The 13,564-nt window shown below is 69.6% G+C and carries 14 protein-coding genes; 6 read left to right on the forward strand and 8 right to left on the reverse strand.

Annotation, left to right across the window (positions count from 1 at the left end; all coding sequences use genetic code 11):
• Positions 1-38 precede the first annotated feature (38 nt).
• The 5 genes from ACZK5D_RS03090 (at position 39) to ACZK5D_RS03110 (ending at position 6,045) form a co-directional block, all read left to right on the forward strand.
• On the forward strand, positions 39-1,088 hold the full coding sequence (locus ACZK5D_RS03090) for an ABC transporter substrate-binding protein (protein ID WP_463664231.1): 1,050 nt from the start codon (positions 39-41) through the stop codon (positions 1,086-1,088).
• Between the two features lie 146 nt (positions 1,089-1,234).
• Complete coding sequence (locus ACZK5D_RS03095; protein WP_463664232.1) at positions 1,235-3,004, forward strand: L-fucose isomerase; 1,770 nt, start codon at positions 1,235-1,237, stop codon at positions 3,002-3,004.
• Positions 3,005-3,110: 106 nt separating this feature from the next.
• Positions 3,111-4,520, forward strand: coding sequence for a rhamnulokinase (locus tag ACZK5D_RS03100; protein ID WP_463664233.1), 1,410 nt, complete (start codon positions 3,111-3,113; stop codon positions 4,518-4,520).
• Positions 4,517-5,500, forward strand: a complete 984-nt coding sequence (locus ACZK5D_RS03105) for a LacI family DNA-binding transcriptional regulator (protein ID WP_463664234.1) — start codon at positions 4,517-4,519, stop codon at positions 5,498-5,500. Before ACZK5D_RS03100 ends, ACZK5D_RS03105 begins: the two co-directional genes overlap by 4 nt.
• Positions 5,501-5,607: 107 nt before the next feature.
• Positions 5,608-6,045: an RbsD/FucU family protein gene (locus ACZK5D_RS03110; RefSeq protein ID WP_463664235.1), complete on the forward strand. Its 438-nt coding sequence runs from the start codon at positions 5,608-5,610 to the stop codon at positions 6,043-6,045.
• A gap of 1 nt (position 6,046) precedes the next feature.
• Here the strand turns inward: ACZK5D_RS03110 and lplAB are convergent, their stop codons facing one another.
• Genes lplAB through ACZK5D_RS03135 form a run of 5 tightly spaced genes read right to left on the reverse strand, consistent with a single transcriptional unit; the run spans position 6,047 to position 9,235 of the window.
• The gene (gene lplAB / locus ACZK5D_RS03115; RefSeq protein WP_463664236.1) at positions 6,047-7,096 is read right to left on the reverse strand and encodes a lipoate-protein ligase LplAB; all 1,050 of its coding nucleotides are present in this window, start codon (positions 7,094-7,096) and stop codon (positions 6,047-6,049) included.
• 33 nt (positions 7,097-7,129) lie between these two features.
• Positions 7,130-7,366 carry a thioredoxin family protein gene (locus ACZK5D_RS03120; protein ID WP_463664237.1) on the reverse strand — a complete coding sequence of 79 codons (237 nt, stop codon included), beginning with the start codon at positions 7,364-7,366 and terminating at the stop codon, positions 7,130-7,132.
• Positions 7,367-7,387: 21 nt separating this feature from the next.
• Complete coding sequence (locus ACZK5D_RS03125) at positions 7,388-8,428, reverse strand: permease (protein ID WP_463664238.1); 1,041 nt, start codon at positions 8,426-8,428, stop codon at positions 7,388-7,390.
• Positions 8,429-8,433: 5 nt separating this feature from the next.
• Positions 8,434-8,736: an ArsR/SmtB family transcription factor gene (locus tag ACZK5D_RS03130; protein WP_463664239.1), complete on the reverse strand. Its 303-nt coding sequence runs from the start codon at positions 8,734-8,736 to the stop codon at positions 8,434-8,436.
• Positions 8,737-8,794: 58 nt separating this feature from the next.
• The gene (locus tag ACZK5D_RS03135) at positions 8,795-9,235 is read right to left on the reverse strand and encodes a hypothetical protein (protein ID WP_463664240.1); all 441 of its coding nucleotides are present in this window, start codon (positions 9,233-9,235) and stop codon (positions 8,795-8,797) included.
• Positions 9,236-9,356: 121 nt separating this feature from the next.
• On the opposite strand from ACZK5D_RS03135, the gene ACZK5D_RS03140 reads away from it, so the two are divergent.
• Entirely contained in the window at positions 9,357-11,024 is a 1,668-nt protein-coding gene (locus ACZK5D_RS03140; RefSeq protein WP_463664241.1) for an alpha/beta-hydrolase family protein, read from the forward strand.
• Here the strand turns inward: ACZK5D_RS03140 and ACZK5D_RS03145 are convergent.
• Genes ACZK5D_RS03145 through ACZK5D_RS03155 form a run of 3 tightly spaced genes read right to left on the reverse strand, consistent with a single transcriptional unit; the run spans position 10,994 to position 13,508 of the window.
• A complete protein-coding gene (locus ACZK5D_RS03145) occupies positions 10,994-11,797 on the reverse strand; it encodes a sulfite exporter TauE/SafE family protein (RefSeq protein ID WP_463664242.1) in 804 nt (267 codons plus the stop codon). The two genes, ACZK5D_RS03140 and ACZK5D_RS03145, sit on opposite strands and share 31 nt — an antisense overlap.
• Complete coding sequence (locus tag ACZK5D_RS03150) at positions 11,794-12,138, reverse strand: rhodanese-like domain-containing protein (RefSeq protein ID WP_463664243.1); 345 nt, start codon at positions 12,136-12,138, stop codon at positions 11,794-11,796. The genes ACZK5D_RS03145 and ACZK5D_RS03150 overlap by 4 nt, the downstream gene beginning before the upstream one ends.
• Positions 12,135-13,508: a rhodanese-like domain-containing protein gene (locus ACZK5D_RS03155; protein WP_463664244.1), complete on the reverse strand. Its 1,374-nt coding sequence runs from the start codon at positions 13,506-13,508 to the stop codon at positions 12,135-12,137. The genes ACZK5D_RS03150 and ACZK5D_RS03155 overlap by 4 nt, the downstream gene beginning before the upstream one ends.
• Positions 13,509-13,564: the final 56 nt, after the last annotated feature.

Consider the following 13,564-nt stretch of genomic DNA (forward strand, 5'->3'; position numbering starts at 1 on the left):
GGGAGGGCGGTCCTCCCAAAACCGAAAGGAAAACCGCCATGCGCATGCTGCGCTCCGCACTGGCAGTGTCGTCAGTGCTCGTCCTGGGCCTCACCGCCTGCTCCACCTCGTCCACCGCCACCTCCTCCGCGCCGGCCCCGGCAGAGAGCAGCTCGGCTCCCGCCGAGTCGTCGGCTCCCGCCGAGTCCTCGGCTCCCGCCGAGGGTGACGTCCCCATGGGCGACGGCACCCAGACCATCTACCTCGTCTCCAAGGGCTTCCAGCACCGCTTCTGGCAGGCCGTCAAGCAGGGCGCGGAGGAGGCCGGCAAGGAATACAACTACAAGGTCGAGTTCGTCGGCCCGGAGAACGAGCAGGCCGTCACCCAGCAGCTCGATCAGCTCCGCACCGCCCTGCAGTCGGCTCCGGCCGCCATCGGCTTCGCCGCCCTGGACTCCGGCGCAGCCGGCCCCGTCCTGGCCGAGATCCAGGCCGCCAACATCCCGATCATCGCCTTCGACTCGGGTGTGGATTCCGACATCCCGCTGACCACCGTCTCCACCGACAACAAGGCCGCGGCTGCTGAGGCGGCCAAGAACATGGTCGAGCTGCTCGGCGGCACCGGCACCGTCGGCATGGTCTGCCACGACCAGACCTCGGCCACCGGCAAGCAGCGCTGCGAGGGCTTCCAGGAGTACATGGCCGCCAACGCGCCCGACATCAAGGTCCTTGACCCGCAGTACGCGGGCGAGGTGGGTCTCGCCGCCAACACCGCCAAGGCCCTCATCCAGGCCAACGCGGACATCACCGGCATCTACGGCTCCAACGAGGCCTCGGCCATCGGCGCGCTCCAGGGCGCCATCGAGTCCGGCAAGGAACTGACCGTGGTGGGCTTCGATTCCGGCAAGGCTCAGCTCGACGCCATCCGCAACGGCCAGCAGGCCGGCGCCATCACCCAGTCGCCCGTGAAGATGGGCTACGAGACCGTCGTCGCGGCCATCCGCGCCATCGACGGCCAGGAGCTGCCGAAGATCATCGACTCCGGCTTCGCCTGGTACGACGCCACCAACATCGACGATCCCGACATCGCCGCCAACCTCTACGAGTGAGAGTCACGGGGTGGGCCTTCGGGCCCACCCCGTCCCACGCCCTGACACTTCGGCGCAGCCCCCGCCCGGCCAGCTGCGCCACCCCCACACCGCGCCGGACACCCAGACAAGAACACAGAAGTAACTGATTTAAGAAGGTGTGATTCGTGACCAACTACCCCAAGATCGGCATCCGACCCATCATCGACGGGCGGCGCAACGGCGTCCGCGAGAGCCTCGAGGACCAGACCATGAACATGGCTCTGCGCGTCAAGGAGCTCTACGAGGCCGAGCTGCGGTACCCGGACGGTACCCCTGTCCAGGTCGTCATCGCCGATTCGACGATCGGCCGCGTGCCCGAGGCTCAGGCCACCGCGGAGAAGTTCAAGCGGGAGAACGTCGGGCTGACGCTCTCGGTCACACCCTGCTGGGCCTACGGCTCGGAGACCATCGACATGGATCGCACCATGCCCCATGCCATCTGGGGCTTCAACGGCTCTGAGCGCCCAGGCGCGGTCTACCTCGCCGCGGCGCTCGCCGGCCACACCCAGCTCGGCATCCCCGCCTTCGGCATCTACGGCGAGGAGGTCCGCGACGCCGACGACGACTCCATCCCCGACGATGTGCGCCAGCGGCTCCTGGACTACGCCGGTGCCGGGCTCGCCGTCGCGCTCATGAAGGGGAAGTCCTTCCTCTCCATCGGCGGCGTGTCCATGGGCATCGCCGGCTGCGTGGTGAAGGAGGAGTTCTGGAACTACTGGCTGGGCATGCGCAACGAGTACGTCGACATGGTGGAGCTGGAGCGCCGCATCAAGCTCGGCATCTACGACGACGAGGAGTACGAGAAGGCCTACGCCTGGGTCCGCGAGAACCTGGTCCAGGGTGAGGACTTCAATCCGGAGGAGTGGCAGCGCTCCGCAGAGGACCACGAGGAGTGGTGGGCCTACGTCACCAAGCTCGTCCTCATCGGCCGCGACCTCATGATCGGCAACCCGAAGCTGGCAGAGAAGGGGTTCGCCGAGGAGGCGCTGGGCCACGGCGCGCTCGTCTCCGGCTTCCAGGGTCAGCGCCAGTGGACCGACTACCTGCCCAATGGCGACCTGATGGAGACCCTGCTCAACACCCAGTTCGACTGGAACGGCAAGCGACAGCCGCAGGTCATGGCCACCGAGAACGACAATCTCAACGGCGCCTCCATGCTCTTCAACTATCTGCTCACCAACCGTGCGCAGATCTTCTCCGACGTGCGCACCTACTGGAGCGCGGACGCCATCGAGCGCGTCACCGGCCACCGCCCCGAGGGCCGCGCGGCCGCCGGCATCATCGACCTGCGCAACTCCGGCGCCACCACCCTCGACGGCACCCTCGCCGCGAGGGACGCCGACGGCAACGCATGCATCAAGCCCTGGTGGGAGCTGACGGACGAGGACATCGCCGCGATGACCGAGGCCACCACCTTCCACCCGGCCAACACCGGATACTTCCGGGGAGGCGGCTTCTCCACCCACTTCCGCTCGGCGGGTGAGGTGCCCGTCACCATGACCCGCGTCAACTGGGTCGACGGCCTCGGGCCGGTGCTGCAGCTCGCCGAGGGCTACACCGTCGAACTGCCCGACGAGGTGGCCAAGGCCATCGAACTGCGCACCGACCCGGGGTGGCCCACCACGTGGTTCGTGCCCACCATCACAGGCGAGGGCGCATTCACCTCCGTCTACGACGTGATGAACGCATGGGGCTCCAATCACGGCGCAATCAGCTACGGCCACATCGGCCACCAGCTCATCACGCTGGCCTCGATGCTCCGTATCCCCGTGAACATGCACAACGTGTCACGGGAGCGGATCTTCCGCCCGAAGAACTGGATGGGCTTCGGCACAGCCGATCTGGAGAGCGCCGACTACCGCGCCTGCGCGCAGTTCGGGCCGCTCTACAACTGATCCCTCAGGCACCCCCCGCCTGAGGTGATGACCCCCGTCGCGCTCCATACTGGGCGCGACGGGGGGCACCACCCCGCCGCCCGCCCACCATCTCCTGGAGGACACCGTGAAGCCCGTCACCGCGCTGGCAGTGGACCTCGGCTCTTCGTCTGGTCGGGTCATCGCCGGCACCTACCGCGACGGTCGGGTGGAGGAGGTCGAGGTGCGGCGTTTCGCGCACGAGGCCACCATGAGGGACGCCTACCTGGCCTGGGACCTCGACTTCATCTGGGCCGAGGTGGTCGCCGGGCTGCGGGACGCCCTCGCCCTCTTTCCGGATGCCGTCAGCGTCTCGGTCGACACCTGGGGGGTGGACTACGTGCCCGTCGACGGGTCCGGTCGTCCCGTCACACCCGGCCGCGCCTACCGCGACGAGCGCACCGCCCGCAGCCACGAGGCGTTCCGCCGGCGCCTGAGTGACGAGGCGGCCTGGGACGCCACCGGCATCGCGCCCGCCACCATCAACACCGCCAACCAGCTGTTCGCCTTCCTCGCCGAGGAGCCGGATGTCGCGGCGGGGGTGGAACAGATCCTCCTGCTGCCGGACTACTTCACGTACCTCCTCTCAGGCGAGAGGGGATGGTCGCGCTCGCACGCCTCGTCGACCGGCCTGACGCGGCCCGGCGCGCACGAGTTCAGCGACGAGGTGTTCGCCGCGCTGGGCATCCCGCGCTCCTGGGTTGGCGAGATCACCCGCGAGCACACCGTCGCGGGTCCCTGCACGGTTGAGGGGCTCGAGCAGCTCACCGTCGTGCGGGCCGGCGCGCACGACACCGCCTGCGCCGTCCACGCCCTGCAGCGCGACACGGCCGACGAGTCCTACTTCCTGTCCTGCGGCTCCTGGTCCGTGCTCGGCGTGCTGCGCGACGAGCCGCTCATGTCGCGGGAGGCGTACCAGTTGGGCCTCACCAACGAGGCGCGGGCAGATGGCGGTCTCCGCCCCCTCTTCAACATCACCGGGCTGTGGATCCTGCAGGAGTGTCAGCGCGAGTGGAAGGCCGCAGGTGGCGTGCATGGCATCGCCGAACTGGTCGAACTCGCCGCGTCCGTGCCGTCGACGGGCCTTCTCATCAACCCGGACGAGCCGCAGTTCGCCCAGCCCGGGGGCATGGTGGGCAGGATCACCGACGCCTTGCGCGCCCAGGACTCCGGCATCGGCGCGCTCCGCGAGGGCGCTGTGGTCCGCGTCATCCTCGAGTCGCTCGCGGCGCGGTACGCCAGGGGCGTCGCCGACCTGTCCGCCCTGACGGGCATCCCCGCCCGGCAGCTCAATCTCGTGGGCGGTGGCTCCCGCAATGCGCTCCTGTGCCAGCTCACGGCGGACTCCGTCGGGGTTTCGGTCGTCGCGGGGCCGGTGGAGGCATCGGTCCTGGGATCGCTCCTGGCGCAGCTCGAGATCATGGGCACCCTGGATCCGAAGGACCGCAACGCCGTCATCGCCGCCTCCGCCCGGACCATCAGGTACGAGCCGGCATGACCAGGCGGGGGGAGCGGGCCAATCTCCGCGACATTGCGGAGGCCGCGGGAGTGTCGATGCAGACGGCTTCGCGCGTGGTGCGCGGCGTCGACGTGGTGGCCGAGTCCACCCGGGTCCGGGTGCTCGCCGCCATCGAGGAGCTGAACTACCAGCCGAACATGGCGGCCCGCTCGCTGTCGGCGCGCCGCACCGGCTCCATCCACATCATCGACGCCGTGCCGCTGCTCCACGGTCACGCCACCACCTACGTCGTGATCTGTCAGCAGCTGGCAGCCCTGGGCCTGCACATCTCGACCTCCGTCATCAGATCCGAGCTCGACGGGCTGGCGCTGCGCGAACTCGTGCCGGTGGGTGCCGACGGGGTGATCATCCTCGGCGGGCGCTACGAGCCGGGGGAGTGGGTGAGCACCGTCGCCTCCCGCCTGCCCACCGTGTACGTGGGCCAGCTGAACGACCTGCCGGAGCAGGCGGTCGGGGTCGCCGTGGACCACCGGTTGGGGGCACAGCTGGCCGTCGAGCATCTGGTGGGGCGCGGGGCGGTGAGGGTCGCGCACGTCGAGGGTCCCACCGAGTGGGTGGATGCGCGGCTGCGGTACGAGGGCTACCTCGCGGCGTGCGCGACCGCGGACCTCGAGCCGCTGATCCTTCCGGCCGGGTCGTGGGACGCCTCGGCGGCCAGACCGTTGATGTCGGGTCTGGACCGTGGGGTGGACGCGGTCTTCGCCGCCAACGACCACCTCGCGCTGGGCTGTATGACCTCGCTGCAGATGGCGGGCCGGCGGGTGCCGGGCGACGTCAAGGTGGTGGGGTTCGACGACGCGTTGGGGTCGGAGTCGTTCCTGCCGCCGCTCACCACGGTGCGCCAGGACTTCCGTGCTGTGGGCGAGGCGGCCGTGGCCGCGCTCAACCTGCTCCTCACCGGCGATCCCGCCGAGTCGGTCACCATCACGCCCATCCTGGTGGTGCGAGCGAGCACGTGATCACCACGGCCGTGGGATGCCGCGCACCCGCGCGGTTCACGCCCCGGCCTCCAATTCCAGGACAACCAACCGGACGCCCCCGCGCCGGCTCAGAAAGAAGGAGAACCATGCTCTACGGACCCATGACCCACCCGCAGCTTCTAGGCGCCCTCGGCCGCGCCGGTCACAGCTCGAAGGTCCTCATCACCGACGGCAATTACCCGGCGGCCACGGGCGCCCCCGCCTCGGCCGAGCGGATCTACCTCAACCTCGCGCCCGGGCTTCTGACCGTCTCCGACATCCTCGAGGTTCTGAAGCTCACCATCCCCATCGAGCAGGCGGGCATCATGGTGCCCGCAGCGGATGCGACGGAGGTGCCCGACTCCATCCCGGCGCACGACGAGTACCGCGCTGCCCTCCCCGGCATCGAGGTGGTGGAGATCCCCCGGTGGGACTTCTACGACGTGGCGAAGTCCGACGACGTGTCCGTCGTCATCGTCAGCGCCGATCAGCGCCTGTACGCGAACCTGATCCTCACCGTCGGGGTCCGCCAGCCCGGCGAGTGACTCACGGGATGCGTCTGGTCCACGCGTCCGAGGAGAATTTCGTCTCCACCAGGTGCTGCGCCGCGGCGAGTTCCTCCTCGGCGTAGCCCCGACGCTGGGTCGCGTACCGTCCCTCGAAGTGCGCCAGGAACGATGCGATGATCTCGTCGCGGGGGAGGCGGGTCTGCGAGCGGAGCGGGTCCACGCGCTTGTTCGCCGACTTCGTGCCCTTGTCCGAGAGCTTCTCGCGGCCGATGCGCAGCACCTCGAGCATCTTGTCGGCGTCGATGTCGTAGGCCATCGTCACGTGGTGCACCACCACGCCGCCCGTCACCCGGCGCTGGGCGGCGCCGGCGATCTTGCCCTTGTCCGAGGCGATGTCGTTGAGCGGCACGTAGCGCGCGTTGACGCCCAGCTCCGCCAGCGCGCCCATCACCCACTGATCGAGGAACTCGTAGCTGCGCTCGAAGCTCAGCCCTTCCACCAGGGACGCCGGCACGACGAGCGAGTACGTCACGCAGTTGCCGGGCTCCATGAACATGGCCCCGCCACCGGTGATCCGGCGCACCACGTTGATGCCGTGCCGGGCCCGGCCCTCGTCGTCGATCTCGTTGCGGTAGGACTGGAAGGACCCGATCACCACGAGCGGCTGATCCCAGTCCCAGATCCGCAGGCTGGGGTTGATCTCGCCGCGCGCAAGCCGGGCCGCGATCACCTCGTCCAACGCGACGTGCATCCGTGGGTCCATCGACACCGGGCCGATGACGTCGAAGGTGTGCTGCGACCAGTCCGTGGCGTGGCCCAAAGCGCGGCGCACGGCGATGCCCACCGCCTCGGGGGTGAACCCGATCAGTGTCGCTGCCGGGTCCAGGCGGGCGACGATGGCGGCGGCGAGATCCTGCACCGACGACGTGTCGGGCATGCCCAGCAGGGCCCCGTTGATGTCGTCGAGAGCCTCGTCGGGCTCCAGGAAGAAGTCTCCCGAGACCGCTGCCTCGGTGATCTGGCCGTCGTCGGTCTCGACGTCGACCGCGACCAGCTTGCCGCCCGGGACCTTGTACTCACCACGCATGCCCCGACCCTATCGGGGTGCCCCGAGCGGCCCCTAGCGGGCTTCGATCAGCTCCACGATCTGGGTGGGGGTGGGCACGCGGCCGTAGGAGACCACGTCGCCGTCGATGACCAGGCCGGGCGTCGACATCACGCCGTGGGCCATGATGTCGGCGTAGTCGGTGACCTTCTCCACCTCCGCGTCGACACCGAGGCGGGCCAGCGCCTCGCGCACGTTCTTCTCCAGGGTGGTGCAGTTCTTGCAGCCGGGGCCGAGGACCTTGATGAGCATGTCTTTCCTTATCTGTTGTGGTCAGGAGAACAGGTTGAACGCGAAGCCGATGAGCATGATGGCCATGGCGACGCTGCCGAAGAACAGCGCCAGCAGCTTGGGCTTGAGCACCTGCTTGAGCAGGATGAACTCGGGGAGGGAGAGCGCGACGGTGGCCATCATGAACGACATCACCGTGCCCAGGGCCATGCCCTTGCTCCAGAGGGCTTCGGCGATGGGGATGACCCCCGCAGCATTGGCGTAGAGCGGCACGCCCGCCAGGGTGGCCAGGACGACGGCGAAGGGGTTGTCCGGGCCGGCGTAGGTGGCGAAGAACTCGGTGGGCACCCAGCCATGGATGAACGCCCCCACCCCGACGCCGACCAGGATCCACTTCCAGACCCGGCCGACGATGTCGCGCGTCTCGTCGATGGCCGCCTCCACCCGCTCGGGCAGCGTGGGGCGATGGCCGTCGGCGTCCAGGACGGCCACGGGGGTCTTGAACACGAAGTCGGCGACGAGGTGGTCGAGTTTGAGCCGGCTGAAGGTGAAGCCCAGAGTCATGGCGGCGGTGAGCCCTGCGGCCACGTAGGCGACGGTGGTGGGGATGCCGAAGGTGTCTGCCAGCAGCACCACCGCGACCTCGTTGACCAGCGGCGATGCGATGAGGAAGGTCAGCGTGACGGCCAGCGGGATGCCCGCGCCCACGAAGCCGATGAACAGCGGGATGGAGCTGCAGGAGCAGAACGGTGTGATGGCGCCGAACAGGGCTGCCAGGACGAGGGAGAGCCACAGCGGCTTGCCCTCGAGGAACTGCCGGACGCGTTCGGGGCGCAGCGTGGTGCGCACCATCCCGATCGCGAAGATCATGCCGATCAGCAGCAGGAGGATCTTCGACGTGTCGTACAGGAAGAAGTGGACGGCGCCCGGAATGCGCTGCGCCAGGTCGAGCCCGAGGACGCGCTCGAACAGCGCGTCCCAGAGCACCTCGTTGAGCGCGTACAGCCCGGCCCACGCGACGGCGGCGGCTGCGAGGGCACCGACCAGGGCGGTGGTGGAGCGGGGGGTGAGCGTGGCGGACATCCCGGTCACAGCCTCAGCTCGCCGGGCAGAGCGGAGCGGACCAGCTCGGCGGCCCCGTCGGCCAGGGTGTAGTCGATCCATCTGCCGCGACGCGTGCCGACGATGAGTCCGGCCTCGCGCAGCACCTTGAGGTGGTAGCTGAGCAGGTTGGGGGCGACGTCGATCGCGGACTGGAGGTCACATACGCACTGCGTGGACGACGAGAGGCGCGTCAGCACCCGCCACCGGACGGGGTCCGCCACGGCCTGAAGAACGGCCACGGCTCGGTCCTCGCGCAGTGACAGTTCGATGACGGTTGGTTCAACCATGCTTGAACTGTAGACCCGCCATACCCTCGCCCTGTCCTCGGGGTCGGTGAAGCGTGGATCAGGGGGTGGGGACTGGCGCCGGATCAGGCACCGCCAGCAGCCGACGCACGCCCGCGCGGGCGAACATCAGGGCGAGGATCAGGGCGGTGACGGCGAAGAAGCCACCGAGCTTGACGCTGTCCCTGAACAGGATGCCGATCAGCTCGAGCACCACGAACTTGCTGCTGATCAGGAGCCCCCACAGAAGGAGCCCGGCCACAACCCGGCCGACCGGGGTCGTCGCCGCCTTGAACCCGGCCTTGATCCGGTCCTTGAGCGCCACCACTCCCTCGAGCACGAGCTTGAGGACGACGGCGGTGAACAGGGACAGCGTGAACGTCTCGCTGATGACCTGGGGCATGAACTGCACCGCGAGGTTGAGCACCACCACGTAGACGAAGACGTCCACCACATCCGCGGCCGATACCCACTGGCGCCGGGGGGCCACAGAGTCACTCATGGGCTCATCCTAGGCACGAACCCCCGGAGGGAGGGAGGCGCCGATAACGGGCCCTGTCGTAGCCTTGTGCCCGCGGTCCTAGGATCGGGCGAACAAGCCGGCCACCGCATCGGAGGGTCACATGAAGAACTACCTGCAGCAGTACCTGCGCAGCCTGAATCCGGTCGGCGTCGCGGTGGGGGCAGTGCTGCTCGCGCTGTCGTTGACGCCGTCGCTGCTGCCCCGGCCCGCGGTCCTGCAGGGCGTGGGCTCCGGCATCGTGTTCGGCATCGGGTACCTGCTCGGCGTGGCGCTGGCGCTGCTGGGCGCCCGGCTGACCCGGTGGCGCCCGCCGCAGGCGTGGCTGAGGTGGGCACGCCTGGTGGGGTGGCCCCTCTACGGCGCTGTCCTCATCGCGGCGATGATCGGCGGAGTCGCGGCGCAGAACGAGGTGCGCCGCCTCGTCGAGTTGCCTCCCCAGGACAACGTCAACATCCTCGGCTTCGTGGTGGCGTTGGCCCTCGCCAGCCTGGCGAGCCTCGGCCTCGGCCGCCTGGTGCGCTCGGCGTGGCGCCGGACGCTGGCGCGGATGGTCGAGGGGGGCAGCACCCCCGCCGTCGCCCTCAAACGTGCGGCGCTGCGCTCCGCAGTGGCGTCGGTGCTGATCGTCGCCCTCCTGGGCATCGGGTTCTTCGGGCTGCTCAACGTGGCCTACCGGTCGATCAACGGCCAGCCGGCGGAGGGGCTGGCGGCCCCGGTGTCCGCTCAACGCTCGGGCGGGCCGGGGTCAGAGGTGTCGTTCGACGAACTGGGGCGCCAGGGCGGGGACTTCGTTACCGGCGGCCCGACGGCCGACCAGATCAGCGCGCTCACCGGGCAGCCCGCGCTGACGCCCGTGCGCGTGTACGTGGGCTTGGGTGCGGGCGGAACCCTGGCGGACAGGGTGGCGACAGCGGTCCGGGAGCTCGTGCGGACCGGCGGCTTCGAGCGGGAGGTGCTCGTGGTCGCGGCCACCACCGGTTCGGGCTGGGTCGAGCCGCAGGGCGTGGATTCGGTCGAGTACCTCCATTCGGGGGACACGGCGACGGTGGCGCTCCAGTACGCCTACACCCCCAGTTTCGTCTCCGCGGTGACGGCGCCCGAGCTCACCGTCGAGGCCGCGTCGGCGCTGTTCACCGGGGTACGCGGCCATTGGCTCACCCTGCCGGAGGGTGAGCGCCCCAAGCTGGTGGTCTACGGGCTGAGCCTGGGTGCCCAGGGGCTGATGAACGCGTTCGGCAGCGTGGAAGCGCTCACCGAACGCACCGAGGGGGCGCTCCTCGTTGGACCCACCTATGCGACCCCGCTGTGGCAGGAGCTGCAGGCCACGCGCGACGCGGGCTCGCCGCCGTGGCAGCCCGTCCGCGATGAGGGGGAGCGCGTGCGGTGGGCGTCGCAGTCGGGTGACTTCGGCAAGCTTCAGGGCGAGTGGTCGGAGCCCAGGGTGGCCATCCTCCAGCACGCGACCGATCCGATCACCTGGCTGGGGCCGGAGCTGATCTGGCAGCGCCCCGAATGGCTGACCGACGGCGGCCGCGCGCCGGACGTGAGCCCGCACATGCGCTGGATCCCCGTGGTGACCGCGGTCCAGGTGTTCCTCGACATGATGGTGAGCGTCGACGTCCCCGCCCGCCACGGCCACGCGTTCGGCGATGTGATGATCGACGGGTGGGTCGCCGTCACGGGCGACGGCGGCCTCGACGAGGCGACGATCGCGGAGATCCGCGCCGTCATCGAGGACTACTGGGTGATCAAGCCGGTCAACGTCTGAGCCAGGATCGCCACCGAGGTCACGCCGAGGAGGGCCGCGAAGCCCAGACCTAGCGTCCGTGCGGGGAGCCGGCGGCCGAGCCTGCCGCCGAGGATCGCCCCTGCGGCGGCCAGCACGCTGAACCATCCGATCAGCGCCCAGTCGACGTCGATGGCGACGCTCAGCCGGGTGGCGAGGGCCACCAGGGAGTTGAGCACGATCACCAGCAGCGAGGTGGCGACCGCCTGCTGCATGGTGAACCCGAGGGCGATCACGAGGGCGGGCACGATCGCGAACCCGCCACCCACACCGAAGATGCCGGTGAGCAGCCCGACGCCGGCGGCTGTGGCCGCCACGAGGGCGACCTGGGGCCAGTTGACGCGAAGGGGATCCCGCTCGAACATCGGCGGCACAACGCACGGGGCGGTTGGCGACGGGCGGAGGTACTTCCTCGCCATCACGGTCGCCACCACGAGCAGCAGGACCGCGAAGAGCGCCATGAGGACGGTTCCCGGCATCCGCATCGACAGAAGGGACCCCAGGACGGCGCCCGCGCTCCCCAGAGCGGCGAACGCGACGCCCTCGGCGGGCCGGAGGAAGCCGGCCCGCCAGTGGCCGATCAGAGCGGCGCTCGCCGTGACGGTGACGACGATGAGTGACCCCACCATCGCCGCGGCCGGAGTCTGCTGGGCCAGGTAGACCAGCACCGGCACCGTGATGATGGCGCCGCCTCCCCCGAGTGCGCCCATGACGAGGCCCACCGCGGCCGCGAGCGGCACCAGCCACCACGTCATCTGCTGATGGTGTCCGTGTGGCAGGGCCGGGCCGAGACGGGCAGGCCGGCCGCGATCCAGGCCATCGTGCCGCCGCGCACCGACACGGCGGTGCGGCCCGCGTCGGCCAGGATCCGGGCACCGGTCAGGGAGCGGCGCCCGCTCCGGCATACCACGTAGACGGTGCGCCCCAACGGGACCTCCTCGACGCGCGCGCCAACCTCGCCGAGGGGGATGAGCACGGCCGAGGGCACGTGGCCCTCCGCGTACTCGTCAGGCTCACGGACATCGAGGATGAACTCTTCTGCCCTCCACGCTGCCGTGAGGTCGGCGATGCTGCACTCTGCGATCTCGACGGTCACGACGCGCTCACCAGCGGCAGGCCGGTCTTGCCGGCGTTCTCGAACTTGTCGTCGACAGCGACGACCGTGCGGCCGGCCGCCGCCAGGATCGACGCGGCGATGGACGAGCGGTAACCACTCAGGCAGTGCACCCACACCTCGCCGTCGGGCGTCTCGTCGATGCGCGTGAGCAGATCGTGCAGGGGGATGTTGACGGCGCCGTCGATGTGGGACTCCCTGTACTCGGGGACGCGCCTGACGTCGAGGATCTGCACTTCGCGGTGGTGACGCACGTGGCCAAGGTCGGCGAAGTCGGCGCGTTGCAGGGTCGCGGGGGCATCGGTCCACTCCTCGGGGCCTCCCGTGGCGCTGGCCGCGATGTGGTCGATGCCGATGCGCACGAGCTCGCGTTGCGCTTCGGCGACCTGTTCGCGCGACTCGCCCAGCAAGGTGATCGGGGTGCCCCAGGGGATCATCCAGCCGATGTAGGTGGCGATCTGTCCCTCGATGCCGAAGTTGAAGCTCCCCGGCACGTGGCCGGCGGCGTAGGCGACCCGGTTGCGCAGATCCACCACCCACTCGCCGTGCTCGAGCCGGGTCCGGATCTCATCCTTGTCCGCGCGGGTGGGCTCGCTCAGGTCCGGCGCGCCCGGGCCGGAGGAGTTCGAGGGCGCCATGTGGGCGTAGTAGGCGGGGTACACGTCGAGGCCGGCGAGGATCTCCTCGATCCAGTCCTCCTCGTCCTTGGTCAGCACGGGGTTGATGCGCTTCTCGCGCCCGATCGTCGACTCTGTGCCCTCGGTCTGGGTGGCGGAGCAGAAGCTCCCGAAGCCGTGGGTGGGCATGATCTCGGTGCGATCGGGGAGCTCCGCGGCCAGCCGGTGCGCCGAGTTGTACTGGTGCCGGACGAGCTCATGGGTGTGGGCCGCTCCGAGCAGGTCCGGGCGCCCCGTGGCGCCGAAGAGCAGCGAACCGCCGCTGAAGACGACCTGGCCGCGGGCGTCCTCGTCGTCAGAGGTGGGATCGAGGAGAACGTAGGAGAGGTGAGTGAACGTGTGGCCGGGCGTGGCGAGGGCCTTCACCGACATGGTCGGGCTGATCTCGACAACCTGGGAGTCGACGATGGGGGTGCGCTCGAAGGACACCTCGTCCTGCGCGTTGACGTAGTACTTCGCGCCGCGTTCCTGGGCCAGCGCGTACCCGCCGGTCACGTAGTCGTTGTGGATGTGGGTCTCGAAGACCGCCTTCAGCGCAACACCCTCATCGTCGAGGATGCGGGTGACGCGGTCGATGTCGCGCTGGGGGTCGACGACGAACGCGAACTCGCCGTCGTGGACGACATAGCTGCGGTCGCCGAGGGTGGGGGTCTCGATGGTGATGATCGTCGCCATGGGGCACTCCTTCGTTTCGAAGAAGTATATACCCCCGGGGGTATAGGTCGTCCAGC

It is taken from the genome of Tessaracoccus yangjingae (genome assembly GCF_055326235.1).